General features: G+C 67.5%; 30 protein-coding genes, 2 tRNA genes and 1 other RNA gene. 11 read left to right on the top strand and 22 right to left on the bottom strand.

Annotated elements, in window-relative coordinates:
* Positions 1 to 10: 10 nt before the first annotated feature.
* The 4 genes from fabD to IB223_RS06355 form a co-directional block, all read right to left on the bottom strand.
* Positions 11 to 955 carry an ACP S-malonyltransferase gene (fabD, locus tag IB223_RS06370; protein ID WP_192200769.1) on the bottom strand — a complete coding sequence of 315 codons (945 nt, stop codon included), beginning with the start codon at positions 953 to 955 and terminating at the stop codon, positions 11 to 13.
* 189 nt (positions 956 to 1,144) lie between these two features.
* Complete coding sequence (locus IB223_RS06365; RefSeq protein WP_192200768.1) at positions 1,145 to 2,140, bottom strand: beta-ketoacyl-ACP synthase III; 996 nt, start codon at positions 2,138 to 2,140, stop codon at positions 1,145 to 1,147.
* Positions 2,141 to 2,227: 87 nt separating this feature from the next.
* On the bottom strand, positions 2,228 to 2,422 hold the full coding sequence (gene rpmF, locus IB223_RS06360) for a 50S ribosomal protein L32 (RefSeq protein ID WP_192200767.1): 195 nt from the start codon (positions 2,420 to 2,422) through the stop codon (positions 2,228 to 2,230).
* A 67-nt stretch (positions 2,423 to 2,489) separates the two neighbouring features.
* Positions 2,490 to 2,996: a YceD family protein gene (locus tag IB223_RS06355; protein ID WP_192200766.1), complete on the bottom strand. Its 507-nt coding sequence runs from the start codon at positions 2,994 to 2,996 to the stop codon at positions 2,490 to 2,492.
* A 125-nt stretch (positions 2,997 to 3,121) separates the two neighbouring features.
* Here IB223_RS06355 and IB223_RS06350 point away from each other — a divergent pair, with 125 nt between their 5' ends.
* Complete coding sequence (locus IB223_RS06350) at positions 3,122 to 3,691, top strand: Maf family nucleotide pyrophosphatase (protein WP_192200765.1); 570 nt, start codon at positions 3,122 to 3,124, stop codon at positions 3,689 to 3,691.
* A 4-nt stretch (positions 3,692 to 3,695) separates the two neighbouring features.
* Here the strand turns inward: IB223_RS06350 and IB223_RS06345 are convergent, their stop codons facing one another.
* Positions 3,696 to 5,537 (bottom strand): glycosyltransferase family 39 protein, encoded by a 1,842-nt coding sequence (locus IB223_RS06345; protein ID WP_192200764.1) that lies wholly within the window; start codon positions 5,535 to 5,537, stop codon positions 3,696 to 3,698.
* 71 nt (positions 5,538 to 5,608) lie between these two features.
* Here IB223_RS06345 and IB223_RS06340 point away from each other — a divergent pair, with 71 nt between their 5' ends.
* Genes IB223_RS06340 through IB223_RS06325 form a run of 4 tightly spaced genes read left to right on the top strand, consistent with a single transcriptional unit; the run spans position 5,609 to position 9,963 of the window.
* Positions 5,609 to 6,535, top strand: a complete 927-nt coding sequence (locus IB223_RS06340; RefSeq protein WP_192200763.1) for an AAA family ATPase — start codon at positions 5,609 to 5,611, stop codon at positions 6,533 to 6,535.
* A gap of 2 nt (positions 6,536 to 6,537) precedes the next feature.
* Entirely contained in the window at positions 6,538 to 7,503 is a 966-nt protein-coding gene (locus tag IB223_RS06335) for a DUF58 domain-containing protein (RefSeq protein WP_192200762.1), read from the top strand.
* Positions 7,490 to 9,436 carry a DUF3488 and transglutaminase-like domain-containing protein gene (locus IB223_RS06330; RefSeq protein WP_192200761.1) on the top strand — a complete coding sequence of 649 codons (1,947 nt, stop codon included), beginning with the start codon at positions 7,490 to 7,492 and terminating at the stop codon, positions 9,434 to 9,436. The genes IB223_RS06335 and IB223_RS06330 overlap by 14 nt, the downstream gene beginning before the upstream one ends.
* 17 nt (positions 9,437 to 9,453) lie before the next feature.
* Complete coding sequence (locus IB223_RS06325; protein WP_142124002.1) at positions 9,454 to 9,963, top strand: Slp family lipoprotein; 510 nt, start codon at positions 9,454 to 9,456, stop codon at positions 9,961 to 9,963.
* A 72-nt stretch (positions 9,964 to 10,035) separates the two neighbouring features.
* Here IB223_RS06325 and IB223_RS06320 read toward each other — a convergent pair whose 3' ends face one another.
* From IB223_RS06320 to dnaX, 4 genes are read right to left on the bottom strand one after another with little or no spacing between them, the layout of a single operon-like run.
* The gene (locus tag IB223_RS06320; RefSeq protein ID WP_192200760.1) at positions 10,036 to 10,389 is read right to left on the bottom strand and encodes a histidine triad nucleotide-binding protein; all 354 of its coding nucleotides are present in this window, start codon (positions 10,387 to 10,389) and stop codon (positions 10,036 to 10,038) included.
* A gap of 29 nt (positions 10,390 to 10,418) precedes the next feature.
* A complete protein-coding gene (recR, locus tag IB223_RS06315; protein WP_192200759.1) occupies positions 10,419 to 11,015 on the bottom strand; it encodes a recombination mediator RecR in 597 nt (198 codons plus the stop codon).
* A gap of 58 nt (positions 11,016 to 11,073) precedes the next feature.
* The gene (locus IB223_RS06310) at positions 11,074 to 11,394 is read right to left on the bottom strand and encodes a YbaB/EbfC family nucleoid-associated protein (protein ID WP_142123999.1); all 321 of its coding nucleotides are present in this window, start codon (positions 11,392 to 11,394) and stop codon (positions 11,074 to 11,076) included.
* 7 nt (positions 11,395 to 11,401) lie between these two features.
* A complete protein-coding gene (gene dnaX, locus IB223_RS06305) occupies positions 11,402 to 13,132 on the bottom strand; it encodes a DNA polymerase III subunit gamma/tau (RefSeq protein WP_192200758.1) in 1,731 nt (576 codons plus the stop codon).
* Between the two features lie 131 nt (positions 13,133 to 13,263).
* Between dnaX and IB223_RS06300 the strand changes: the two genes are divergently transcribed.
* Both IB223_RS06300 and ffs read left to right on the top strand, forming a co-directional pair.
* Positions 13,264 to 13,356, top strand: a tRNA-Ser gene (locus tag IB223_RS06300).
* 74 nt (positions 13,357 to 13,430) lie between these two features.
* An RNA gene (ffs, locus tag IB223_RS06295) (signal recognition particle sRNA small type) lies at positions 13,431 to 13,527 on the top strand.
* A 39-nt stretch (positions 13,528 to 13,566) separates the two neighbouring features.
* Here ffs and IB223_RS06290 read toward each other — a convergent pair.
* From IB223_RS06290 to IB223_RS06260, 7 genes are read right to left on the bottom strand one after another with little or no spacing between them, the layout of a single operon-like run.
* Complete coding sequence (locus IB223_RS06290; RefSeq protein ID WP_192200757.1) at positions 13,567 to 14,529, bottom strand: YncE family protein; 963 nt, start codon at positions 14,527 to 14,529, stop codon at positions 13,567 to 13,569.
* Positions 14,530 to 14,585: 56 nt separating this feature from the next.
* Complete coding sequence (locus tag IB223_RS06285; protein ID WP_192200756.1) at positions 14,586 to 15,014, bottom strand: molybdenum cofactor biosynthesis protein MoaE; 429 nt, start codon at positions 15,012 to 15,014, stop codon at positions 14,586 to 14,588.
* Between the two features lie 2 nt (positions 15,015 to 15,016).
* Entirely contained in the window at positions 15,017 to 15,262 is a 246-nt protein-coding gene (moaD, locus tag IB223_RS06280) for a molybdopterin converting factor subunit 1 (protein ID WP_192201271.1), read from the bottom strand.
* Positions 15,259 to 15,741 (bottom strand): cyclic pyranopterin monophosphate synthase MoaC, encoded by a 483-nt coding sequence (gene moaC, locus IB223_RS06275; RefSeq protein WP_192200755.1) that lies wholly within the window; start codon positions 15,739 to 15,741, stop codon positions 15,259 to 15,261. Before moaC ends, moaD begins: the two co-directional genes overlap by 4 nt.
* Before the next feature lie 15 nt (positions 15,742 to 15,756).
* Positions 15,757 to 16,770: a GTP 3',8-cyclase MoaA gene (moaA, locus tag IB223_RS06270; protein WP_192200754.1), complete on the bottom strand. Its 1,014-nt coding sequence runs from the start codon at positions 16,768 to 16,770 to the stop codon at positions 15,757 to 15,759.
* Complete coding sequence (locus IB223_RS06265; protein ID WP_192200753.1) at positions 16,767 to 17,519, bottom strand: MBL fold metallo-hydrolase; 753 nt, start codon at positions 17,517 to 17,519, stop codon at positions 16,767 to 16,769. The genes moaA and IB223_RS06265 overlap by 4 nt, the downstream gene beginning before the upstream one ends.
* Before the next feature lies 1 nt (position 17,520).
* The gene (locus IB223_RS06260; protein ID WP_192200752.1) at positions 17,521 to 18,270 is read right to left on the bottom strand and encodes a 3-deoxy-D-manno-octulosonic acid kinase; all 750 of its coding nucleotides are present in this window, start codon (positions 18,268 to 18,270) and stop codon (positions 17,521 to 17,523) included.
* Between the two features lie 19 nt (positions 18,271 to 18,289).
* Between IB223_RS06260 and IB223_RS06255 the strand changes: the two genes are divergently transcribed.
* The gene (locus tag IB223_RS06255; protein WP_192200751.1) at positions 18,290 to 19,336 is read left to right on the top strand and encodes a glycosyltransferase family 9 protein; all 1,047 of its coding nucleotides are present in this window, start codon (positions 18,290 to 18,292) and stop codon (positions 19,334 to 19,336) included.
* Between the two features lie 12 nt (positions 19,337 to 19,348).
* Here IB223_RS06255 and IB223_RS06250 read toward each other — a convergent pair whose 3' ends face one another.
* Positions 19,349 to 19,756, bottom strand: a complete 408-nt coding sequence (locus IB223_RS06250) for a DUF6165 family protein (protein WP_192200750.1) — start codon at positions 19,754 to 19,756, stop codon at positions 19,349 to 19,351.
* A gap of 117 nt (positions 19,757 to 19,873) precedes the next feature.
* Positions 19,874 to 19,964, bottom strand: a tRNA-Ser gene (locus IB223_RS06245).
* Between the two features lie 214 nt (positions 19,965 to 20,178).
* On the opposite strand from IB223_RS06245, the gene IB223_RS06240 reads away from it, so the two are divergent.
* Positions 20,179 to 20,883: a PP2C family serine/threonine-protein phosphatase gene (locus IB223_RS06240; protein WP_192201270.1), complete on the top strand. Its 705-nt coding sequence runs from the start codon at positions 20,179 to 20,181 to the stop codon at positions 20,881 to 20,883.
* Between the two features lie 15 nt (positions 20,884 to 20,898).
* Here the strand turns inward: IB223_RS06240 and dnaQ are convergent, their stop codons facing one another.
* Genes dnaQ through IB223_RS06220 form a run of 4 tightly spaced genes read right to left on the bottom strand, consistent with a single transcriptional unit; the run spans position 20,899 to position 23,057 of the window.
* Entirely contained in the window at positions 20,899 to 21,627 is a 729-nt protein-coding gene (dnaQ, locus tag IB223_RS06235; RefSeq protein ID WP_192200749.1) for a DNA polymerase III subunit epsilon, read from the bottom strand.
* Positions 21,627 to 22,187, bottom strand: coding sequence for a GNAT family N-acetyltransferase (locus IB223_RS06230; protein WP_343227145.1), 561 nt, complete (start codon positions 22,185 to 22,187; stop codon positions 21,627 to 21,629). The genes dnaQ and IB223_RS06230 overlap by 1 nt, the downstream gene beginning before the upstream one ends.
* Positions 22,184 to 22,633 carry a ribonuclease HI gene (rnhA, locus tag IB223_RS06225; protein WP_142123987.1) on the bottom strand — a complete coding sequence of 150 codons (450 nt, stop codon included), beginning with the start codon at positions 22,631 to 22,633 and terminating at the stop codon, positions 22,184 to 22,186. Before rnhA ends, IB223_RS06230 begins: the two co-directional genes overlap by 4 nt.
* A 19-nt stretch (positions 22,634 to 22,652) precedes the next feature.
* Positions 22,653 to 23,057, bottom strand: coding sequence for a methyltransferase domain-containing protein (locus IB223_RS06220; RefSeq protein WP_192200748.1), 405 nt, complete (start codon positions 23,055 to 23,057; stop codon positions 22,653 to 22,655).
* Positions 23,058 to 23,369: 312 nt separating this feature from the next.
* On the opposite strand from IB223_RS06220, the gene gloB reads away from it, so the two are divergent.
* Together gloB and IB223_RS06210 are read left to right on the top strand one after the other, a co-directional pair.
* On the top strand, positions 23,370 to 24,149 hold the full coding sequence (gene gloB, locus IB223_RS06215; protein WP_192200747.1) for a hydroxyacylglutathione hydrolase: 780 nt from the start codon (positions 23,370 to 23,372) through the stop codon (positions 24,147 to 24,149).
* Positions 24,146 to 25,342 carry a lytic transglycosylase domain-containing protein gene (locus tag IB223_RS06210; protein WP_225590826.1) on the top strand — a complete coding sequence of 399 codons (1,197 nt, stop codon included), beginning with the start codon at positions 24,146 to 24,148 and terminating at the stop codon, positions 25,340 to 25,342. The genes gloB and IB223_RS06210 overlap by 4 nt, the downstream gene beginning before the upstream one ends.
* The last annotated feature ends 50 nt before the right edge of the window (positions 25,343 to 25,392 follow it).

The raw sequence follows: 25,392 nt of genomic DNA, 5'->3' as shown, positions 1-25,392 counted from the left end.
CGCGCGGGAGTCAGGCCTGCCAGTCGGCGAGCGCGCCCTGGAAGTCGCCCACACCACCGATGGCGCGCGCGTCCAGGCCCTTGTCGATGCGCTTCACCAACCCGGTGAGCACCTTGCCGGGGCCGCATTCGGCGATACGCGTGGAACCGTTGGATGCCAGCACCTGCACGCATTCGGTCCAGCGTACCGGCAGGTACAACTGGCGAACGAGTGCATCGCGGATGGCATCGACATCGCCCTGCACCTTCGCATCGACGTTCTGCACGACGGGCAGCGATGGCGCATGCCAGCTGAGACCCGCCATCACCTCGGCGAGGCGATTGGCCGCTTCGCGCATCAGCGGCGTATGCGACGGCACGCTGACCGCCAGCTTCACCACCTTGCGGATGCCGCGCTCGGTGAGCAACGCGATTGCACGATCGACCGCCTCGGCGTCGCCGCCGATCACGATCTGGCTTGGCGAGTTGTAATTGGCGGGCACGACGACCTTGCTGTCGGACGCCTGCGTGCAGACCTCGGCCACCAGAGCATCCTCAGCACCCAGCACGGCGGCCATCGCGCCAACGCCCTGCGGAGCCGCTTCCTGCATCAGTTGACCACGCAGGCGCACGAGGTGGGCGCCGTCCTTCAACGACAACGCGCCTGCCGCGACGAGCGCGGTGTATTCGCCCAGGCTGTGTCCGGCGAGCTGGGACGGCTGCACGCCACCCTGTTGCTGCCAGGCACGCCATACCGCGATGCCCGCTGCAAGCAATGCCGGCTGCGTGTACTCGGTGCGATTGAGCATCTCTTCGGGGCCGCCTTGCGACAGCGCCCACAGGTCGACACCCGCACCATCGGACGCTTCGGCGAACGTCTCGCGCACTACCGGATGCAATTCGGACAACTCGGCCAGCATGCCGACCGACTGCGAGCCCTGGCCCGGGAAGACGAAAGCGAGTTGCGTGGAAGTCACTCGGACACCCTGCGTGAAATCAGGCGGCGATGATACGGGCGAACCCGCTCGATTGTCTGTACCGGTGCGTATGCGCATGCGACGCCGCGTCGCACGCAGCAACGCCATGTGCAACGGAAAACGCAGCGCCGGAAACGAAGAAGGCGATGCCTCGCGGCATCGCCTTCCATCGTCGCAGGGGTGCGTACCTCAATAGCGCAGCAGCACCGAGCCCCAGGTGAAGCCGCCGCCGAACGCTTCCAGCAGCAGCAACTGGCCACGTTCGACGCGGCCCGACCGGACGGCCGCATCCAACGCCAGCGGCACGGACCCGGACGATGTGTTGCCATGCTTGTCGACGGTCACGATGACCTGGTCCATCGACATGTCCAGCCGCTTGGCGGTGGCTTCGATAATGCGCAGGTTGGCCTGGTGCGGGATCAGCCAGTCCAGGTCGTGCTTGTCCAGGCCGTTGGCCTCGAGCGTCTCATCGACCACGCTGTCGAGCGCCTTCACCGCATACTTGAAGACGTCGTTGCCCTTCATGTGGATGCGGATGCCGTTGTTCGGCTCGTCCGGCTTGAAGCCGGCCGACACGCCGACCGGATTCCAGAGCAGTTCCTTCTTGCTGCCATCGGCATGCAGATGGGTGCTGAGGATGCCGGTCTCGCCGTCGGCCTTCAGCACCGCCGCGCCAGCACCGTCGCCGAACAGCACGCAGGTGGTGCGCTCGGTCCAGTCGACGATGCGGCTGAGTGTTTCGGTGCCGATCACCAGCGCGGTCTTGACGTCGCCGCAGCGGATGAACTTGTCGGCCACGCTGAGCGCGTAGATGAAGCCCGAGCAGGCCGCATTGACGTCCAGCGCCGCGCAGCCCGCGATACCCAGCCGGGCCTGGATCAGGCAGGCGGTCGAGGGAAAGATCAGGTCGGGCGTGGTGGTGCCCACCACGATCAGGTCGATCTCGGAGGCATCGACGCCGGCCGCCTCGAGGGCGCGGAGCGCCGCCTGGTAGCCCAGGTCGCCCGCGGTCTCGCCTTCGGCGGCGATATGGCGCTCACGGATGCCGGTGCGGGACTGGATCCATTCGTCGCTGGTATCCACCAGCTTCGACAGGTCTTCGTTGGTCAGCACCTTCTCGGGCAGATAGCTGCCCGTACCGGCGATGCGCGCATAAATGCGCCCCTTGTTACCCGGCTCGCTCATGCACACTCCCGTTGCCAGCCCCACGAAGGGCCCTGATTGTCATTGATCATGCGGAAAGCGCGCCCCGCGAAGGGCGCGCCACGCGGATCAATCTTCCTCGACCATCGTGGTCTTGGTGGCGATGACCTTCTTGCCGCGGTAGTAACCGTCGGCGGTCACGTGGTGGCGCAGGTGGATCTCGCCCGTGGTCGGGTCGGTGGACAGCTGCTTGGCGGTCAGCGCGTCGTGCGAACGACGCTGGCCACGGCGGGACGGGGTAACGCGGGATTTCTGCACAGCCATGGGATTGCTCCAGCTCTTGTATCTGTTGGTGAACCTTGCGGTTCGTGTTGCCAGACCGCGGTAGCGGCTAGTTCTTCTTCAGCGAGGCCAGTGCCGCGAACGGACTGGTCTTCGCCACCTCTTCTTCATCCGCGGCCCACTCGCGCTCCACGGCCTCGGACGTTGGATCCACCGGCACCACCGGCACGGCGAGGACCAGTTCGTCCTCGACCAGTTCGCTGGGGCGCAGCATGCCGTCTTCCGGCACCAGCAGGGCCTCGTAGCCGGGCGGAAGCGCGGATTCCTCATCCTCGCTCCGGACCAGCCCGAGCCGCTGCTCGACCGTCACCGGCAACACGAAACGCCGCAGGCTGCGCTGGCACACCAGCGGCAACCCCACTTCGATCCGCAAGCCTATGTAAGGCACCTGCAGCGCGTCACGGTCGAACTCGATCGTGTAGCGCACATCGCCTTCGGTATCGACCAGAAGACCCTGCAGACGCGTCATCGCGGACAACGGCAGGCGGCCTTCAAAGCTGCGCCGGGCCGCGACCATGCGCCAAGCATCCAACATCTCGGGCGTATTCACGGACATAAGCCGCTGAATGTTAAGGATGAAGGACCGAACTGTCAAACCACCCCGTCCGGCGAGGATGGCTTGCCGGGCGCCCCGCCGCCCGTCAGACTCCCCCGCCCGCCCCCTGCCGGTCACCCGACGCCATGCCGCTGATGCTTGCCTCGACTTCCCGCTACCGCCGAGAGCTGCTCGAGCGGCTGCGCGTGCCGTTCCATATCGCGCGCCCGGAAGTGGACGAAGTGCTGCTGGACGGCGAATCCGTGCCAGCCATGGCCAGCCGCCTGGCCCGGGCCAAGGCCGATGCCATCGCCCACCAGCACCCAGGCAGTTGGATCATCGGTGCGGACCAGGCTGCCGAGCTCGACGGGCAGCCCCTGGGGAAGCCCGGCCAGCGCGAGGCCGCCATCGCTCAGCTGAACGCCATGTCGGGCCGGGAGGTCCGTTTCCACACGGCCGTATGCCTGGTACGTGATGAACAGGTCCTGCAGGCGCAGGACGTCACCACGGTACGCTTCCGCCGCCTGGATTCCGCCGAGATCGAGCGGTACGTGGACGCGGAGCAGCCCTTCGATTGCGCCGGAAGCTTCAAATCGGAAGGGTTCGGCATCGCCTTGTTCGATGCCATCGAATCTTCGGACCCCACTGCCCTGGTCGGCCTGCCCCTGATCGCGGTGGCGCGGATGCTGCGCGAGGCCGGCTTCGAACTGCCCTGAAGCGTCACCGCACCACGACAGGCTGTTCCGCCCAGGTCTCCACACTGCCGTCGCCACCGGTCAGACGCAGTCCCAGCCAATGCCGGCCAGCCGGCAACGCGCCGGCGTCCACCTCGACATTGAACTGTACGCGGGGCATGCGCGGATCGCGCGAGGCGCCCTTCAGGAAAACGGTCAACCATTCATTGGCGCTGGCGTCCGTGGCTTCGGCGACGATCCGGCCATCCATCAGCACTTCCACCTTCGTCACGCCCACCACGTCCTTCACCGCCCAGCCACCCACGCTGAAGCGGCGGGCGACAGTGGCGCCGGCTTCCGGCACGTCGATGTTGGCCACCACAGGCGTCGTGCATTCACCTCCGGCGGGTTCCTTCGGCAGAGCGAACAGCAGGAAACGCCGCGCTCCATGATCGATGTTCACCACGTCCGCTGGCGGCAAGGGCCCCACCACGGCACACAACTGCTGGTAGTGCGCGAGCAATGCGCTGAACTTCACGTCGGTGGCAGCGACCACCAGCAAGGTGGGTGCGCTGCGCTTGCCATCGTGCTCGAGGCCCCATAGCCGGAGCTGGGGAGCCCGCCCATGCTTGCGATTCAACGGGTGATCCAGGGTCGGGATTTCCGCATCCCCCAGCGCGAAGCCGAGCTCCGCGCCGGTCTTGAAGCTGTCCGCGAGCAGCACCGCCCCCTCGGGCAACCCGGCCTGGGCCTTGCGCACTTCCGCCGCCAGCGTGTCCCAGCCCGCGAAGTTCTCGGGGTAGTACTTGCTGCCAGCCATCTGCGTGCGCAGCCCCGGCAACGACACCACCACGTAGTAACCCAGCATCAGCGCCGCGCCGATGCCGGCGATGCCCCAGGTCGCCTTGCGCCGCACGGGAGACCACGTGCGCAACAGCAACGGCACCACCATCAGAAGGGCGAGGTAGCCCGGCAACGGCCAATGGAAGCTGACGCGTTCGTTGTCGGCGAAGAAGCCGATGAGGAAGAAGCCGAGTGTGGAGATTGCGCCAAGCAACGCGAAGTAACGCCATGCGGTGCCGGCATCCTCGCTGCCACGCAAGCCGCGCAGGCACACCACGAGCATGGCCCAGAACAGCAACGGCGTGACCAGGGCCGCCTGCACCAGCAGGAAGCGCGCACCGTCTCCGTGGAAGGCCCAGGGATGGCGATCGAGCAACTGGAAACGCAGGCCGGCGTCGGCGTACTCGAGGTTCCATGCGAGCAATGGCGCCCAGGCGAGCAGGCCCACCGCAAGCGCGACCCAGACCCGCGCATCGCGGAGTACTTTCCGGCCCTCGGGCAACCACAGCAGGGCGATGAGGCCCACGCCGATCACGCCCACGAAGCGGTAATGGCTCAGCGCGCCCAGCATCAGCCCGAGGGCCAGTTCGGTCGCCGACATCGCATCGACATCACGCAGCAGTCGCGCACCGGCATCGGCGCAGAGCACCGTCGCGACCGCCATTGGCACATCCGGCAACGCCAGCAGGCCGAGCGTGCCCGACAGCGGCATCAGCACGGTCAGCAAGGCCGCCTGCCATCCCACTACAGCACCAAACCAGTGTGCTGCGCTCCGGGCCACCAGCCATGGCAGCACCGCCGCCAACAGCAGGAAGGGCGCGCGCACCGCCAGTACGTGATGTCCGCCGAACTCGGTTCCGAGGCGCGTCAACCAGGCGGTCAATCCCGGCAGGTCGGAATACGCCGCCGCCAGGTGCTGGCCTTCCTGCCAGTAGAACGCTTCGTCCACGAACAACGGCAAGCGTGCGGCGATCGCGATCTTGACGACCGTCACGATTGTCCACACCGCAAGGAACCATTGGCGCGCGCGTTGTTGTTCTTCCATCTCGCTACACTTCCCTGAACCCACGATCGGAAACCGAGAGCGCGATGTCCGCCATTCCCAGCACCCGCCCTATGCTATCCGAAGGCTTGGCCGACGCCCTGAAGCGCGCCCAGGCGCAGGTCAACTCACTGGTGCTGGGCAAGGCCCATGAAGTACGCCTCGCCTTCGTGGCGCTGCTCTCCGATGGCCATCTGCTGATCGAAGACCTGCCGGGGCTCGGCAAGACCACGCTCGCGCACGCACTGGCGGCCACGCTGGGCCTGACGTTCCAGCGCGTGCAGTTCACCTCGGACCTGTTGCCGGCCGATGTCCTCGGCGTATCGGTTTACGATGCCCAGGCGCGCGCCTTCAGCTTCCATCCGGGACCGGTCTTCACCAACGTGCTGCTGGCGGACGAGATCAACCGCGCGCCGCCGCGCACGCAAAGCGCGTTGCTGGAAGCCATGGCCGAACACCAGGTCACGCTGGATGGCGTGACCCACGCGTTGCCGGAGCCCTTCTTCGTGATCGCCACGCAGAATCCCGTGGACCTCTCCGGCACGTATCCGTTGCCGGACTCGCAACTGGATCGCTTCCTGCTGCGGTTGGCGCTCGGCTATCCGAATGCGGAATCCGAGCGCGCACTGCTGGCCGGCACGGACCGGCGGATGATGATCGCGCAGGCGATGCCATTGCTGTCGTCCGAAGAAGTGGTGGCGCTGCGGAAAGCCGTTGGCGAAGTGCATGCCAGCGATGCCCTGATCGACTACGTGCAGGCACTGCTGGCCCGCAGCCGGCAACACCCCGGCGTGCGTGTCGGCCTGTCCCCGCGCGCGGGCATCGCGTTGCTGCGCGCCGCACGTGCCTATGCATTGCTGGTGGGCCGCAACCATGTGCTGCCCGAGGACGTGCAGACACTGTTCCTCGCCGTGGCCTCCCATCGCATCGTCGCCGAGGCCGAGACCGGTCAGGCGATCGCGTTGACCAAGGCCATCCTGCACGCGGTGCCCGTGGACTGAGCATGGCAAGCACGCCGCGCGCCCGCCTCGCCCGCCGTTTCGCCAGGTTGGCCAGACCCCGCCAACCCGAATCCCTGCCTGTGCAGCTGGACCGCCGGCGCATCTATGTGTTGCCCACGCGGTTCGGTCTTTTCTTCGCGGCGCTGGTGTTCACGATGGCGCTGGGCGCGTTGAACTACAACAACAATCCGGGTTTGCTGCTGGCGCTCTTGCTGGGTGCCACGGCGATGGCCAGCCTGATCTTCGCGCACCTGCAACTGGCAGACCTGCGGATCGATGCGATCGCCGCAGACCCCGTCCCGGCAGGCACCCCGTTACGGCTTCAAGTGGCGTTGTCTTCACGCGACGCGCGCCCGCGCCATGGCCTGCGCGTGGATGCCTGCGACAGGCACGCCTTCACCACGCTGGCGCCATCCGACGGCGTCGTGGCGGAACTGTCGCTTCCGACTCAGCAGCGCGGATGGTACGACCTCGATCGTATCCGCCTGTCCACCACGCAACCGCTGGGACTCGCGCGCGCTTGGGCCTGGGTATGGCCCTCCTCCCCTCTGCTGGTCTACCCGGCTCCCGAGCCGCAAGGTCCACCGCTGCCTGAAATCTCGGGGGCCGGAAGTCGCACGCGATTGCACGCCGGCGGCGAGGACGTGCACCAGTTGCGCAACTACCGCGCGGGCGATGCACGGCGCTCCATCGCATGGAAACCCTCGGCTCGGCACGATCAGCTGCTGGTACGCGAATACGAGAAGCCGCTGGGGCAGGAGGTGGAACTCGCATGGACCGCGCTGCCCGCGCTGCTCCACGAGCACCGCATCCAGCGCCTGGCGCACTGGATCGACCTGGCCGAACGCGAGGGCCGTCGTTATCGCCTGCTGCTGCCTGGCCAACCTCCGCTTGGTCCAGGCGCGGGCACCGCCCATCGACACCTCTGCCTGCGCGCGCTGGCGCTGATGCCGCATGCCCTCTCCTGAGCCCACGACGCTGGATCCGGCAAGTCGCCGATGGACGCTGGCGACGGCGGGCGTTTGCCTGCTCGCCTTGCTGGTCCACCTGCCCCCCACCTTGGCGACGGGGTTGGGCGCAACGGGCGTGGCGCTCGCCTTCGCATCATGGAAGCGTCCGCTGCCCGCGCTTCTGCGTGCGCTGCTGGCCATCACGATGGTGGTCGCCGTCATGGCCTTCACCGGCATGCAGTTCGGCCGCGATACGGGTTGTGCTCTGCTGGCCGCGATGCTGGCCATCAAGCCCACCGAAACCCGCAGCCTGCGTGACAACCGCAGCCTGCTGGGCTTCGCACTGTTCGCACCCTTCGCTGCTTTCCTCCTCGACCAGGGACCACTGAGCATGGCCCTGGGGCTGGTCGGCGTATTGAGCGCCCTGGTCGCGCTGCATCGCCTTGCCGACGCCGAGGTCACCTTGTCCGCTGTCCCGGCGCGGCCGCTGCAGCAACTCCGCCAGGTCGGGAAGCTCGTGCTGATCGGTGTGCCGCTGGTGATGGCGGCGTTCTGGCTTTTCCCGCGCTTTCCCACGCCGCTGTGGGGAGTGCCCGAACGCGCCCTCTCCAAGCCCGGCCTGAGCGACGAAATGTCCCCCGGCGGGTGGCTGGACCTGATCGCCGATGACACGCCCGCCCTGCGTGTGCAGTTTTTCGGCGCAACGCCACCGACCTCCCAGATGTACTGGCGTGGCCCGGTGCTGGCGGACTTCGACGGCCGGACCTGGACCCGCGGCAATCCGCTGTCCGATATGCCGCCGGCGGAGAGCATGCGCGCGCCCACGGTATGGGACTACCAGATGGACGTGGAGCCGACCGACAATCGCGACCTGGTGATGCTGGACCTTCCCGTCGCCGCGCCGGAAGGCACCCGCCTGACGCGCGACTACAGCACGCGCACGCGCCTTCCACTGAATGCACTGAGCCGCTGGCGCGTGCAATCGTCGGCTCCGACCCGTTTCGATGTCCAACTGCCCGACGCCGTGCGCCGACAGGCATTGCAGCTGCCCGCCGGCTTCAATCCACGGACACGCGCACTGGGTGCCCAATGGCGGCGCGAAGCCGGCGGCAATGACGCCGTGCAGGTCGCGCGCGCACTCGACTGGATCCGCTCCAGCTTCGCCTACACGTTGAACACGCCCTTCCCTGGCCGCAACACCGTCGACGAATTCCTCTTCGACCAGCAGGCGGGATACTGCGAGCACTTCAGTTCGGCCTTCGTCTTCCTGATGCGCTCCGGTGGCGTGCCGGCGCGCGTAGTCACTGGCTACACCGGTGGCACCTACAACCGGCTGGGCGATTACTGGATCGTCCGCAACATGGACGCGCATGCGTGGGCCGAGGTCTGGCTGCCGCAGCGGGGCTGGGTTCGCGTGGATCCCACCGCTGCAGTCGCACCGGAGCGCATCTACGACACCCTCGAGGACAGGCTTGGCGGTGCCCGCGCCGGCGGCGCCGGATTGATCAGCATCGATGGCCTGGGCCAGATGAGCGATTGGCTGCGCCGCGGATGGAACGACATGGTGCTGGGTTTCGATGCCAAGCGTCAGACGCGCATCCTGCAGCAGCTGGGTGCGCAGCAGCTTGGGCCATCCGGACTGGCCGCGCTGTTCGGCGTGTTCGCCATGATCGCGGTGGGCTGGATGGCCTGGCTGCTGGCCCGAGGCGAGCGCGAGCGCGACCCGCTGCTGCGCGCCTGGCATCGCCTGGGCGCGCGCTACGCCCGGCTGGGCCTGGGGCGAGAGCCGCACGAGACTGCCGGCGCTTGGGCGCACAGAGTCGCCACCCAGCGACCTGAGGACGCAAACCCGTTGGTTTCGCTCAGCCGGCGTTTCGCTGCAGCGCGCTACGCTGCGGATGAGGGGGACAACCGCGCACTGATCGAAGACCTGCGCCGGCACCGCCCATAACCCGCTGGAGACTGGCCATGAAACTTCGCTTCGCCGTTGTCGTCGCAGCCGCCGCGCTGCTCTCCGCCTGCGCTACGGCACCCGCGCCGCTGCAGGGCACTTTCACCCCGGTCAACCCGCGGGATTCCGTCGGTACGCCGCAGGTGGGGGCGCCGGTGCGATGGGGCGGCCGCATCATCAGTACCACCCCGGCCCAGAACGGCACCTGCTTCCAGCTTGTATCGCGTCCGCTCGCCGCCACCGGCCGGCCGCTGTCCTCGGCACCGGATGCGACCGATGGCCGCTTCATTGCGTGCCGCGCGGGTTTCTACGACCCGGCCGTGTTCTCCGAGGGCCGCGAGGTGACCTTCGTTGGCAAGATCGAGGGCTACGAAAGCACGCGCATCGGCGATTACGACTACCAGCTTCCCCGTGTCGCGGCGGACGTGGTGTATCTGTGGCCGGAAGTGCGCGAAGTGGAGGTCCGTCCCTACCCGTACTACGACCCCTTCTGGGGGCCGCGCTGGGGCCGTTGGGGCTGGTGGTAATACCTCGCCCCGGGAAGAAACAAAGCCGCTCTACGAGCGGCTTTTTTCTTGCATGGTCGACACAGCGGTCTTTCAGGCCTGCGTACCGAAACGACCCAGTGGCGCACCGGCAAGCAGATGCAGGTGGATGTGGAACACGGTCTGCCCTGCATCCTCGCGACAGTTCATGACCACCCGGTAGCCATTCCCGGCAAAGCCCTCCCGGCGCGCGTACTCCGCCGCGGCCAACGCCAGCCTGCCTATCAGGTGCGCCTGTTGCGGCTGCACGTCATCCAGCGTGGGGATGGGGTCGTTCTTCGGGATGAAAAGCACGTGCACGGGCGCCTGCGGTGCGATGTCCTTGAAGCCCAGCACCTCATCGTCCTCGTAGACGATAGCGGCGGGAATCTCGCGGCGGATGATCCTGGCGAAGATGGTGTCGGTCATGGTGTGTATGCGTCCCCGTGTGAGTGCAGTCAGGTCATTTCACTGCGGCCGCCGAACGCGTGCGCCAGCGTGCCGCGGTCGACGTATTCCAGTTCGCCGCCCAGCGGCACGCCATGGGCAAGCCTGCTCGGACGCACGCTCTGCTGCCGCGCCAGCTGCGCCAGGTAGTGGGCCGTGGCTTCACCTTCGACGGTGGGATTGGTGGCGATGATCAGCTCGGTGACCTCGCCCTGCGCCAGTCGCGCCGACAGTGCGTCCAGCCCCAGCTCGCGCGGTCCGATGCCGTCCAGGGGAGACAGCCGGCCGTGCAGGACGAAATAGAGGCCGCGGTATCCCGTCGCCTGTTCGATCGCCAGGCGATCCGAGGGTGACTCCACGACGCACAGCTGGTGACGGTCGCGACTGCCGCTTGCGCAGAGCGTGCAGATCTCGCCTTCGGTGAAATCGCGGCAATGCGCGCAGTGACCGATATGGTCCAGCGCTTCGGCCAGCACGCCGGCCAGGCGCTTGCCCCCATCCCGCTCGCGGTCAAGCAGGTGGTAGGCCATGCGCTGCGCTGTCTTCTGCCCCACTCCGGGCAGGACGCGCAGCGACTCGATGAGCTGTTCGAGCAGCGGACTGGACATGATCGTCGTCGGGACCGGCGATGGCGGGCACCCCGCACAGGCCGGCCACTGGCGAATATCAGAACGGCAGCTTCATGCCCGGCGGCAGCGGCATGCCGGACGTCGCTGCGCCCATGCGCGTCTTGGATTCGGCATCGACCTTGTTGGATGCATCATTGAACGCAGCCGCGATCAGGTCTTCCAGCATCTCCGCATCGGAGAGCAACGAGGGATCGATGCGTACTTTCCGGCATTCCTTGGCGCCGGTCAGGGTCACGCTGACCATGCCGCCGCCGGCATTGCCGGTCACCTCGAGCTTGGCGAGCTCTTCCTGGGCGCGCTGCAGGTTCTCCTGCATCTTCTGCGCCTGCTGCATCAGTTGGGCGATGTTTCCACGCATGTCGTGATCACTCTTCGTAAGGTCGGATGGAGTCCGGGACGAGCCTGGCGCCATGCTGCTGCATCAGCTGCCGCACGTCCGGATGATTCATGAAGGTTTCTTCGGCCTCGCTCTGGCGTTCGTCGCGCTGCCGATGGCTGCGCTCCTTCAGCGTTTCGGCATCACTCGCCGCCGCGGCGAATGCGAGACGGGGAGCCACGCCGTAACGAGTAGCGATGGCATCGGCAAGCTCGCCGAGCGTGCGCTCGGAGCGCAGGTAATCGAAGCCGCTGTCCAGCGCCAGCGTCAGCGTGCCGTTCGCGTAGCCCGCGAACGCGACATTGTCGACCAGTTGCTTGCCGACGCCCTTCAGCCCGCAACTGCCGGCGAAGTGCAGCCATGTCTCGGCATCGGTGATGCCGATGTCCGCCGGCATGGACGAGGCGGCCGGCGTGGTGGGTGACGGTTTCGCCTGCGCGGGAAGCCACGGCGGCGCTTCCTCGACGACAGGCGCCGCCATGCGCGGCGGAGCCGGGGTTTCTTCGCGCGCCATCTGTTGCGGCTGCGCCAGCGACTCCGGCGCAGGTGTCGTGCGGGCAGGGCTGGCAGTAGATGCGGATGCGGGAGCCGTGGTCTGGACAGGCGCGGCCGCTCGAGCATCGCCGCGCATTTCGCCCGCCTGCGCTGGCCTGAAGGCCAGCATGCGCAGGATGCTCATCTCGAAGCCGGCGCGTCCGCTGGGCGCAAGATGCAGGTCGCGCCGGCCATTGATCGCCATCTGGTACCAGAGCTGCACCACTTCGGGGCGCAGCTGCCCCGCGAAGGCTTCGATGTCGACCCCCTCCGCTTCCACACTGGCCGACGGCACCAGCTGCCGCACCTGGATGCGGTGCAGCGCTTCGGCGACGGCATCCAGCACGCCGGCCCAGTCCGGGGAAAACTCCGCCAGCCGCGCGACCACCTGCAGTAACGCCTCGCCATCGCCTTGCGCCAGGGCGGCCAGCATCGCATTGACCTGGGTGCGGTCCACCGTGCCCAGCATGGTACGCACGCCGTCCTCGCGGAGGGCACCGCCGGCGTACGCGATTGACTGGTCCAGCAGCGAAAGACCGTCGCGCAGCGACCCATCGGCGGCACGCGCGAGCTGGGCGATCGCACCCGTGTCGGCCTCGATGCCTTCGGCGCCGAGGATCTTCGTCATCTGGCCGCGGATCTGTTCTTCATCGAGCCGCTTGAGGTTGAATTGCAGGCAGCGCGACAGCACGGTGACGGGCAGTTTCTGGGGATCGGTGGTGGCGAGCAGGAACTTCACGTGCTCCGGCGGTTCCTCCAGCGTCTTCAGCAGCGCGTTGAACGCCGCCTTCGACAGCATGTGCACTTCGTCGATCAGGTAGACCTTGAACTTGCCACGCGAAGGCATGTACTGCGCGTTCTCGATCACCTCGCGCACGTCGTCCACGCCGGTGTTCGAGGCGGCGTCGATCTCCAGCAGGTCGATGTAGCGGCCGGCATCGATGTCCAGGCAGGCAGCGCATTGGCCGCACGGATCGGCGCTGGTGCCCTTCTCGCAGTTCAGCGATTTGGCGAAGATGCGCGCGATCGTGGTCTTGCCGACCCCGCGCGTGCCGGTGAACAGGAAGGCGTGGTGCACACGGCCGCTGTCCAGCGCATTGGTGAGTGCCCGGACCACGTGTTCCTGGCCCACCAGTTCGGCGAAACGCTTGGGGCGCCACTTGCGGGCGAGGACGAGATAGGACATGCCGACATTGTGCCACGCCCCGCCCGCCGTCCCCTCCGCTCGCGGACACCGCGAGGCTTCGCTTGTGGCCGGCCCCGGCGAAGGCTAGAATTCACGGCCCTGAAAGCGGCCCATGGTTGCGTTCAGGTCCCGGAGAGGTGTCCGAGTGGTTGAAGGAGCACGCCTGGAAAGTGTGTAAGCGTCTAAACCGCGCTTCGGGGGTTCGAATCCCCCTCTCTCCGCCAGTTTCATCCATCCCGAGCCATCGGGACGAACGACGCAGCCGCGCCCGAGCGCGGTTTCGTTTTCTATGGTGGCCCCGTCGGCCCCTCGCGACGCTAGGTTGAAAACTCCGCCAGGGCCGGAAGGCAGCAACGGTATCGACTGATGCGGGCGCCGAGGTCAGCCGGCGGGGCCACCGCCTTTTCGGGCACGCGACATCAGGGGTCACATCCCTAGTCCGCGACGATGCCCAGCGCATCCGGTTCGCGGCCGGTGACCCAGTAGTCGATCACCTGCCAGCGCTGCGTGTCGATCACGGCGATCCTGTCGCCGCCACTGATCGCGACGTAGGCACGTGGACGGTCCGCCGCGACCGCAACGCCGATCGGCAACGCCGCATTGCCCAGCATCGTGGGCTGGTAGGTCATGTCTTCGCGCGACAGCGACAGGGAGGCCACCGGCACCCTGGTGCGCGTGTTGAACACCGCCAGTGTCGCCGCCCGTGCATTGGTGACGAACGCCAGCGTGCCGTCGGGCGAGAACACCACCCGGATGGGGAATCCCTTGCTGCTCATGCGCCGCTTGACGACCAGCGTACGCGGGTCATGCACGGTGATCGTGCCGTCCTCGCGATTGGTCACCCAGACCTCGGCGCCATCGGGGCGGACCGCGACGCCCTCCGCGCCTTTCCCGGCAGGCCGCTCCACCGTCTTCACGCCCGTCTGCAGGTCGATGCGGCTCAGTGTGCCGGCCTGGATCTTGGTGAGATAGGCGACATATCCGTCCGGCGACACCGCCACCATGTGTCCGGTGCCACCTCCCACCTCGATCACGCGTTCGATCTCGCCCTTCGACACATCGACCACCAGTACGCTGGCCGAGCCTTCGGTGGTGACCAGTACCCGGCGGCCATCCGGCAGGAAGCGGAGCCCGTGGGGGGCGCTGTGTTGTCCCAGATCGATGGATCGCGTTGGCTTGCCGCTCCGCAAGTCCAGCACCGACAGCGTGTTGCCGGATTTCGCAGCACCGTAATTCGTCACCACGGCAAGACGGCCATCCGGGGCCACCGCGATCTCGTGCGGCGCTTCGCCCGTGCGGAATTCGCCGATCCTCCGTCCATCACGCAACGACAGCCGCCAGACGGTGTCCGCGGACTTGTTGCCGACGAGAAGCTCCGCCGCGTTGCCGACCTGCATGGCAAGAGACGTGACAGTTGCCAGGCATGCAGAAAGAAGAAGGGTGCGCTGCGGCTTCAAGGCCCATCCCCCATCGGATGCAGCCAGTCCGCATCGCCTTCGCGGTAGTGCTCCCGCTTCCAGATCGGCACGCGCTGCTTCACTTCATCGATGATGTAGCGACAGGCATCGAACGCGGCACCGCGGTGCGCAGCGCTCACGCCCACCCATACCGCCAGGTCCCCGATGGCGAGCGTGCCCACGCGATGCACGCAGCCCGCCGCCACCACATCGAACCGCGTCATCGCCTCGGCGAGGATGCGTCCACCCTCGATCTCGGCAAGGGCTGCATAAGCCTGGTAGTCGAGGCCGTCGACGGACCGACCCGCGTGATGATCGCGCACCCATCCCTCGAAGCTGGCATATCCGCCGGCGCGCGCATCAAGGAGGGATCCGCGCAGCGTGGGCACATCGAGTGGAACCTCGGAGAGTCGGAAACCGTGCATGCTCAGCCTCCACTCACCGGGGGAATGAAGGCGATCTCGCTGCCCTCGACGGGAGCATCGTGCCAGCGGGCGAATTCGCCGTTCATCGCGACCCGCAGATGTTCGCGCGGCCAGGCGATGCCATGCCGCGCCTGGACCTCGGCATAGAGTCCGGCAAGATCGTTGGCGCAGGTACTGACCGACTCGCTCGCCACACCGGTGCGCTCGCGCAGGCTGGCGAAATAGAGCAATGTCACGGTGACCATCAGACCCGGCCCACGTCGTGCTTGCCGCCACGCTTTCCCACCAGCTTGGCGGGACCCAGCACGATGGCATGCGACAGCGCCTTGCACATGTCGTAGACCGTCAACGCGGCAATCGTGGCGCCGGTGAGCGCCTCCATCTCCACGCCGGTCCGATGGACGGTGCGGACGTGGCAATCGATGCGCAGCGTGGACTCGCCGTCCCAGTCCACGGTCAGCCGGCAGCCGTCGATCGGCAGCGGATGGCAGAAGGGGATCAGCTCGTGGGTGCGCTTGACCGCCATCGTGCCGGCGATGATGGCGGTGTCGACGATGCCGCCCTTCGCGCTGCGCAGGCGATTGCGTCTGAGTTGGCGCGCGACATCTGCCGGGAAGCGTACGCGGCAGGTGGCGCGGGCTTCGCGTGCAGTGGCCTCCTTGCCGGATACATCCACCATCGCGGGTCGGCCATCGGCGTCCAGATGGGTCAGGGCTTTGCGGGGCATGCGGGTCCTGGGGCTTCAACCGCCGATAAGATACATCTCGACGCGTCGCCGGTCCCGCACTTCCGGACTGCCGCGAAGTTCGCTGTAGCGGTCGCCGCGCGCGTTCCACAGGCCGGCGACGTGCGCGGCCAGTGCCTCCTCGCCCTGCCCCACCACCGCGCGCAGGTCAGCGCCTTCCGAGGCGAACAGGCAGGTGAAGAGCCGGCCATCGGCCGACACGCGTGCCCGGTGGCAGTCGCCGCAGAACGGCGTGCTGACGGAGCTGACAAAGCCGACTTCGCCGCCACCGTCATCGAAGGCATAGCGTTCGGCCACTTCGCCGCGATAGTCCGCCTGCAGCGCATGCAGCGGCCAGCGCGCACCGATGCGGTCGCGCAGCACGGAGGACGGGACCATCCGGTCACGTCGCCAATCATTGCTGTCGCCGACATCCATGAATTCGATGAAGCGCACCACGTGTCCCGTTCCGCGGAAGCGTTCGACCAGCGGCAGCACCTGCGCTTCGTTGACGCCGCGCTGGACGACGGCGTTGATCTTCAGGCGGGTGAATCCGGCCGCCATGGCCGCATCGATACCGGCCAGCACGTCGCGCACCTGTCCGCGGCGCCCCGACATGTCGGTAAACACCTCGGGGTCGAGCGCATCCAGGCTGACCGTGATGCGGCGCAGGCCCGCGTCGTGCAGCGCGCGCGCCTGTGTCGCCAGCAACATGCCGTTGGTGGTCAGCGCGATGTCTTCAAGCCCGGCAATACCCGCCAGTCGTCGTACCAGTTCCGGCAGCCGCTTGCGCAACAGCGGCTCGCCACCCGTCAACCGGAGCTTGCGCACGCCCAGCCGTGCGAAGGCGCGAACCAGCGTCTCGATTTCGTCGAAGGAAAGCCGCTGCGAGGCGTCGGTGCCGTAGTCCTCGGGCACGCGGTCGGCCGGCATGCAGTAGCCGCACCGGAAATTGCAGGCATCGATGACCGACAGGCGCAGGTCGTGCAACGGCCGCCCCAGCAGGTCACGTGGCAGCGTGGGGCTGTTCACGGCAGCGCCGTCGGGAGAGGCTGCGCCAGCGGGACCACCTCACCGGGCATCGCCACGCGATGGCCGCGGGCGCGCAGTGCCACGCCTTCTTCCGCGCTCGCGTAGTGGTACAGCATGCAGCGGGCCAGCAACGACACCGGATACTCGCGCTCCAGGTCATCGATGCCACTGTGCGAGGGGTTGCCGTGCAGCGCGCAGTCGTGGGCAATCAGTTCGTCCGCATCGGCGTGGCGTGCCAGCATCTCCGGGATCGGGCGCGTGTCGCCGGTCCAGACCACGCTGCCACGCAGGCGCAGCCCGAACGCCGTCTCGGGCCAGTGATGGCGCACGGGAAACACCTCCAGCCGCTGGCCGTCGTGCCAGAACGCGTCGCCCACGGGCACCAGCTGGAACGCATCCCAGAAATTCGCGCCGCCCTCGGCCAGCACGTTCGGATAACTGGCGATGCGCTGGTGCAGCAGCGGAACCAGCGGCGCGGGGACGTACAGGCGCACCCTGCCCCGCCGTGCGGAATCGAAATAACTGCCCACGAACAGGCGTTCGAAGCCGGCGACATGGTCCAGGTGCAGATGGGTGAGGAAGATAGCATCGGGCATCCCGCCATACCGGGTCTGGTACGCCGTCAGTCCCTCGCCACCGCAGTCGATCACCAGCCAGGGCTGCCCGCCCCGTTCCAGCGTCGCCATCGCCGAACCCAGCTCGACGGCACTGGCATTGCCGACGCCGAGGAAGCGTAGCGCCCAGTCCATGTCAGTAGCCTCGCGACCAGGCATGGTCGTAGGCACGACGCAGGTGCGCGAAGTCGTAGCCCACTTCGTCCGCGCTGCGTTCGCCGCGCAGCTTGAGCAGGGAGCGCCTGAGCCGCGCGAGATTCTGCTCGCGCCATGCGGTGGCCGGGATGCGCAGCCGGCCGCGGTCGAAATCGATCAGCCAACCATGTCCGCCGCCATCGAAAAGGATGTTCTGCGCGTTGAGGTCGGCGTGGTCCAGGCCCGCGCGATGGAAGCGCGCCACCAGCCTGCCGGTGCTCTCCCATGGCGCATTGCCGGCGGCCTGGCCTGCGATATCGGCCAGCGTACGCACCTCCATCAACCGTTCCAACAGGATGGAGGCGCGGTAGAACATGCCGTCACGCACATAGCTGGCGGCCACCGGGCGCGGCACCGGCAGGCCGCGCGCCAGCAGCGCGCGCGTGAGCCGGAATTCGGCGAAACTGCGTGTGCGGTCGGGGCCGTGCCAGAGGTAGCGGTCCTGGCTGAAACGCGCAGCCAGGCCGCCGCGCCGGTAGTGGCGCAACACGCACTGACTCGAGGGCGCATCGATGAACCAGGCCCCGCCCCGTCCGCCACTGTCGACCGGGCGGGCACGGTCTCCCCACTTCTCCGGTGCGAACCAGTCGGGATCCGCTTGCCGCAGGTGTTTGCGGTCGAACAGAATCGCACCGTATCCGCTGCCTTCGCGGAACGGCGTCAGGGATTCCGAGGCGTCAAATCCGACCATCCAGCGAGTCTAACAACACTTGTCCACGATTCCCCAATCACTCTGCCTGCTCCGCCTGTCCGCACTCGGCGACGTGACCCATGTCGTGCCGCTGGTGCGTACCCTGCAACGGCACTGGCCCCGGGCGCACCTGCATTGGGTGATCGACAAGGGCGGATTCAAGCTGCTCGAAGGACTGGACGGCGTGACCTTCCACACCTACGACAAGAAGACCGGGCTGGCCGGCATGCGCGCCTTGCGCCGCGCGTTGCCTGCAGGAGGATTCGACGCCTTGCTGCAGATGCAGGTGGCGCTGCGCGCCAACCTGTTGTCGGCCTTCATTCCTGCCCGGCGCCGGATCGGCTACGACCGCAGCCGCTCGAAGGACCTGCATGGCCTCGTCGTCAACGAACGCATCCCTGACCGGCCCGGCATCCACGTGCTCGACGCGATCGGAAGCTTCTGCGAACCCCTCGGCCTGAAACAGACCGATGTGGTCTGGGACCTGCCGGTACCCGCCGACGCGCACGCCTGGGCGGCCGCGCAGTGGAGCGCAGACGGGCAGCGCACGCTGGTGATTTCACCCTGCTCCAGCCACGAACGGCGCAACTGGTATGCCGACCGCTATGCCGCGGTGGCCGACCACGCCGCCGCGCAGGGTTGGCGCATCGTTGTGTGCGGAGGCCGCAGCGACCTGGAGCGACGCACCGCCGACGCGATCATCTCGGCCATGCGCTCGCCGGTGCTGGACCTGGTGGGCAAGGACACCCTCAAGCAACTCCCGGCGCTGCTGGCGCGCGCGGACTTGGTGATGACGCCTGATTCCGGCCCCATGCACATCGCCAACGCGATGGGTGCGGCCGTGCTGGGGCTGCATGCGGCCAGCAACCCGCTTCGCAGCGGCCCTTACTCCAGCGTCCGCTACTGCGTGGATCGCTACGACGATGCCGCGCGCCGTTACAAGGGCCGGCCGGCCGCGGCGCTGAAGTGGGGAACCAAGATCGAGCACGATGGCGTGATGGACCTGATCACCGTGGAAGACGCCGTCGCGGCATTCGAACGTCGCCGCAACGATCTTGGCGGGTAGCCCGGGGCTCCGTCAGGACGTGCCGCCGGAGCGGTAATCCTGGTACGACTTCTCTTCCACATAGCTGGAACCCAGCGCGAGGTTGATCGCCTTCTTGATCCGGGCCCGCTCATCGTTCTCGATGTAGACGCTGCGGGCCAGGCGAATGAAGTCCTCGTCGAATGCCTGCGCCTTCTCCTTCAGGCGCACGTCATCCTCGATCACCCACAGGCGCTCGTTGACGGCCTTCAGCTGGGCGCGCAGTTCGGCGATGTTGTGGCCGGCGACCGGATGCTCCATCCAACTGTGTTCCAGCGCGGCCAGTTCATCGCGCACGTGGGCGAGCTTGGCGGGATCGCTCATGCGCTCGGACTTGATCTGGAGGATGGCGATCTTGTCCAGCAGCTCACCGAAGGAAACGGGGACGAGGATTTCGGACATGACGGCTCCCGGGTAAAGAACGCCATTCTAGGCGCAGCCGCCCACGAGGTAGTCACGGCAGCGCTGGGTCAGCCCTGCCACAACGCAAAAGCCCCCTTGCGGGGGCTTTCTTGAAACTGGCGGAGAGGGAGGGATTCGAACCCTCGATACGCTATTAACGTATGCCTGATTTCGAGTCAGGTACATTCAACCACTCTGCCACCTCTCCGGTGGCCCCGGGCTTGCCGGGGGCGTGAATGATACGTGGCGGACCGCATCCGGACAAGCCGGAAGGCACAATCCGCGTGGCCGCATCACTCCATCTGCACGTGAATGAACCCCGGTTGCCGTCCGAAACCACGCCAACCTTGCCCGATGTCCTGTCCGACCGGATCATTGCGTATGACCGGATAGGCGAAATCCGTCTGAACAGACAGGGCACCATGATCGAATTCGGCCACATCTCCCACGTCGGGCTCCGGCGCGAGCTCAACGAGGACACCTACTACGGCGACAGCGAGCTCGGGCTCTGGCTGGTGGCCGATGGCATGGGCGGCCACGCCTGCGGCGAGGTGGCCAGCGCGCTGGCGCGGGAAACCATCGTGCGCGAGATCCGCGACGGCACGCCGCTGGCGCAGGCCATCCGGATCGCCGACGAGGAGATCATCCGCACGTCGCGCCGACGCAACGACACCCTGCCGATGGGCACCACCGTGGTGGCCGCCCGCATCCAGGGCAACCGGTTCGAAGTGGCCTGGGTCGGCGACAGCCGCGCCTACCTGTGGCGCGAAGGCCAACTGGCGCAACTGAGCCAGGACCACAGTTACGTGCAGGAACTGATCGCACAGGGCGCGCTCACCAGTGAACAGGCCCGCACTCACCCGCACCGCAACGTCGTCACCCAGGCCCTGGGCGTCACGGACCCCAACCATCTCAACGTGGAAACCATGACCGGTGAACTCCGGCCCGGCATGCAGCTCCTGCTGTGCAGCGATGGCCTGACCGAAGAGGTGGACGACGGCAGCATCGCCGCCACGCTGAAATACGACGACTGCAGCGCCCAGGAATGCGTGGATACCCTGATCGCCGCCGCGCTGGATGGCGGCGGCTCGGACAACGTCACCGCCGTCCTGGTGCGCTGCCACTGACGCATCAGGGGCCGCTCAAACGGCCTCGAACGCGGGCGGGTCCCACAGGCACCGCCCACCCGCCTTCTTCCGCAGGGTCGCCAGACGCGCCTCGTGTGCGGCCAGTTCGTCCACGGTGGGCGAGACGCGCGGGCGGGCGCCGGTATTGGCGGAATCGAACCGATGCACCACGGTCGCGGCTGTCCCGGGCGCCGCGTCTTCCGCTCCTCCGAACCCGATTTCCCGCTGGCCGGCGGTGAGGTTCAGGTACACGTCGCACAACAGCTGGGCGTCCAGCAAGGCGCCGTGCAATTGCCGGTGGGTGTTGTCCACGCCCAGCCGCTTGCACAGCGCGTCCAGCGAGTTGCGCTGGCCGGGATAGCGTTGTCGCGCCAACAGCAGAGAATCTTCCACGGTGACGCGGTCCGCCAGGCGGCCGTAGTGCTCACCCAGCCGCGACAGCTCGTAATCCAGAAAGCCCACGTCGAACGCGGCGTTGTGGATCACCAGCTCCGCACCGTCGATGAAGGCCAGGAATTCATCCGCGATGGCGGCGAAGAGCGGTTTGTCGGACAGGAATTCCAGGCTGAGCCCGGTGACTTCCGCCGCTCCCTGCTCGAATTCGCGCTGCGGGTTGATGTACTGATGGTACGTGCGCCCGGTGGGTCTGCGTTCAAGCAGTTCGACGCAGCCGATTTCAACCACCCGGTTGCCTTTCCTCCACTCCAGGCCGGTGGTTTCGGTATCGAGGATGATCTGGCGCATCAGGCGTTGGCTTCCGTAGGTACATTCAGGTGGAACAGATCGAGCGCATGCTCGACGTGCGGCAGGACGACCATTCTCTCGAATTCGAATCCCAGCTTCTGCAACAGGCCGATGGAGGCCGCATTGTCCGGATTGACGATGGCCTGCAGCCGGGTGATGCCGAGCCGGGTCCTCGCATCGGCGATCACCGCAAGCGCGGCCTCGCATGCGTAGCCCCGGCCGCAATGGTCGGGCAGCAATGCATAACCCAGGTCCGGGCCATCGAGGCCCTCGCGCCGCACCAACCCGCAGTTCCCGATCAACGCACCGGTGTCCTTCCGCTGGACGGCGTACATCCCGAACCCGTGTTCCGCATAGCTGCGCAGCGCGCCATTGCGCAGGTAGTCGCGTGCCTGCTCCAAGCTGCGGACGCCGCGGTCCGCGATGTTGCGGATGAAGGCGGCATCGTTGAGCAGTGCCAGCATCAGGGCCGCGTCGGCGTGCGCGTCATCGGACATCGCGTACAGGCGCAATCGGGCGGTCTGGGCGACAACCTGTCCTGGCAGGAGCGGCACGGTCACGCCACGGCACCGCTGCGAAAGCGCACCGCCGCGTTGCGCGCGAGCACGTCCACGCGCTCGTTGTCGGGGTCGCCGTTATGGCCCTTGACCCACTTCCAGTCGATCTTGTGGCGAGCCGTGGCCGCGTGCAGGCGCTCCCAGAGGTCACGATTCTTCACCGGATCGCCGCCCGCAGTCTTCCAGCCGCGCCGCACCCAGCCGGGCATCCATTCGGTGATGCCCTGGCGGACGTATTGCGAATCGATGTGCAGCGTGACCTCGCAGCCTTCCGTCAGCACTTCCAGCGCAGCGATGGCGGCCATCAGCTCCATCCGGTTGTTGGTGGTCTGCGCCTCGCCGCCGACCACTTCCCGCTCCTTTTCGCCGTAGCGCAGGAGCGCTGCCCAGCCGCCGGGGCCCGGGTTGCCCAGGCAGGAGCCATCGGTATGGATGCTGACGTGCTTCATGTGTCCTCTTGGTCGGGTATCAGGCTGCGGGCGCGGTGCGCCACGCGCGCGCCACGGGCGCGGGGGGAATCAGGCCGGCCACTCGCTTCTCCGCTTCCAGCAGGCGGGCGGCGCGCAACGGTGCAGGGCCGTTGCCGGGAGCGTCCGGCATGCCGCGCCAGACCGGGCCGTAGTGCAGGACATGCTGCGACATCGTCAGCCCCGCCGCCGCCAACTGGAGGCGCCACTGGTCCAGCGCACGCGACTTCAACCCGGTGCCGCGCCAGCGCAGGCGATAAGGGCTCCACGGATTGAGGACGAACAGCCACAGGCGTCCTCCGGGCTCCAGCACCCGGGCGCACTCCTGCAGCAGCGGCTGCGGATCGCCAGCGTCCAGGGCGTGTTGCAGCACGATCACGCCCACGGCCTCGGTGGGCAGCGGCAAGGGCAACCCGCAGTGGACAGGCCCTGACAGACGATGCGAGCCCGCGGTTGCCCTCAGGCGCAGCCCGCGCGTCGCGGGAGCCGTGGCGGAGGGATCCGTGCCCTCCGGCAAGACCCAAAGCCAGGGCTGCGGGGTGCGACTGGTGAGCGCCTGGCTTACCCGGGCATGCTCCGACGCAAGTATCGGCCCGCCTCGGCCCGTCCCGAACCACGCCAGGGCATCGGGTTGACGGGTAAATGCGAAGGCAGGCATGTTCGGATTGTAGAGGACGCCGCGCCCGGCCGTCCGTTCTTGCCCGGAGCCCGTCCCCCGATGCGCCTGCTCGCCCTGCCCGCCTTCGAAGACAACTACATCTGGGCATTGGTGGACGACGAGGGTGACGCGCTCGTGGTGGATCCCGGCGATGCGGCGCCTGTCCTTGCGGCCACCGGCAACGGCTTGTGGCCTGCCGCGGTCCTCGTCACCCACCATCATCCCGACCATGCCGGCGGCATCGCCGCCCTGCGGGACCGCTGGCCGACGCTGCCGGTGTTCGCGCCTGAAGACGAACGCATTCCCGATGCCACGGAGCGCGTGGGCGACGGCAGCGTCGTCCAGGTGAAGCGCTGGAGACTGTCGGTGCTGTCGGTCCCCGGACATACCCGCAGCCATATCGCGTTCCACGGGGGAGGCAGCGAGGGCCCGCCCCACCTGTTCTGCGGGGACACCCTGTTCAGCCTGGGCTGCGGTCGACTGTTCGAAGGTACGCCGCCGCAGATGCTCGCTTCGCTGGAACGCCTGGCCGCCTTGCCGGACTCGTCGCTGGTCTGCTGCGGCCATGAGTACACCCTGGCCAACGCCGCTTTCGCCGAAACCGTGGATCCGCACAACCCCGCCCTGCGCCTGCGCATCCAGGAAGCCCGCGCCATGCGCCGTGCCGGCCGCCCCACCCTGCCCACCTCGCTGGCGGGCGAGGTGGCCACCAATCCCTTCCTGCGCGTGGACGATGAAGCCGTGCGCGAGGCGGTCACGCATCGTCTGGGAAGGCCGCCTGCCGACCGGGTGGAAACGTTCGCGACACTGAGGCAATGGAAGAACGATTTTCGCGCATGAGCAGACGCAACCGAATGCACCGGACGATCCTCGCCGCCGGCCTGGCCATCATCGCCCACCCCGTGATGGCTGCCGATCCGCCCTCCATCGAAACGCAGGCGCCGCTGCCAGAAGCGCCGGCGGTCGATCCGCTTGCTCCCGCGAGCCTGCCCGCCACGCACCAGCGCAGCGGCCTGGACATCTACCAGCGCTTCCGTGACGGGCTCGCCGATCCGGAGTGCGACAGCCAGGCAACGAACGGTCGCTGGAAAAAGCACTTCAGCCATGCGCCAGGCCAGCTCGCAAGCGCACAGGAAGACCTGCTGCCGCTGTTCGGCTACGTGGTCGATGCCCTGCGCGATGCCAACCTGCCCACCGAGTTCGCGCTCATCCCGTTCGTCGAAAGTGGCTACAAGCCCGGTGCGCGCAACCCCAGCGGCCCGGCAGGGCTGTGGCAATTCATCGGCATCACGGCCCGCAACCACGGCGTTCCCATGCGCGAGGGCTACGACGGACGGTTGTCGCCGGTGGACTCCACGCAGGCAGCCATCCGCTACCTCAAGACATTGCACGGCATGTTCGGCGGCGACTGGAGGCTGGCGGTGATGGCCTACAATGCGGGGGAATACCGCGTGCTGCAATCCATGCGCCGCGCAGGCATGAACGCACGCAATGCAAGGCCGGCGGAATTGCCCGGGCTCTCCGGCATCACGTACGCCTACGTGGAGAAGCTGCACGCACTGGCCTGCGTCTTCCAGCAGGCGGACGACCGCGATGCCTGGCTGCGGCAGATGGACCGCCCCGTGCCGCGTTTGGCGGCACACACGCTGCCAGGGGACGCCACGCTGGAATCCTGGGCGCGCAACCAGCAACAACCCGCCACGCTTCTCAAACGCCTCAACCCTGCGCTTGCAGGCCGCTTCAGCCGCGGAACGAAGCCCCTGCGAGTGCTCGCGCCCGCCATCGCCGGCGACGACAGCGCAACCGGCACGAGTGACACCCCTGCCGCCCCACCCGCCGTCGCCAGCGCGGACATGCCTGGCAGCGAACCCGCCCCTTCACGCACACACGTTGTGAAAAGCGGCGAGTCGGCCTGGACCATCGCGCGCCGCTACGGCATTTCCACCGCGCACCTGCTGCGCGTGAATGGCCTGAAAGCGGACGCCGTCCTTCGCCCCGGCATGGTGCTGAAGCTTGACGACGATCCGGCCTGATGCGCGGGCCAGGCTGAAAAAATTCCCGCCATTCGGCGGGATTCTTCATG

Origin of the sequence: Pseudoxanthomonas sp. PXM03, assembly GCF_014852005.1 — a bacterium.
Lineage (GTDB): Bacteria > Pseudomonadota > Gammaproteobacteria > Xanthomonadales > Xanthomonadaceae > Pseudoxanthomonas_A.
Note: the sequence above shows the minus strand (reverse complement) of the source record. Positions and strands in the feature narration are given on the sequence as shown.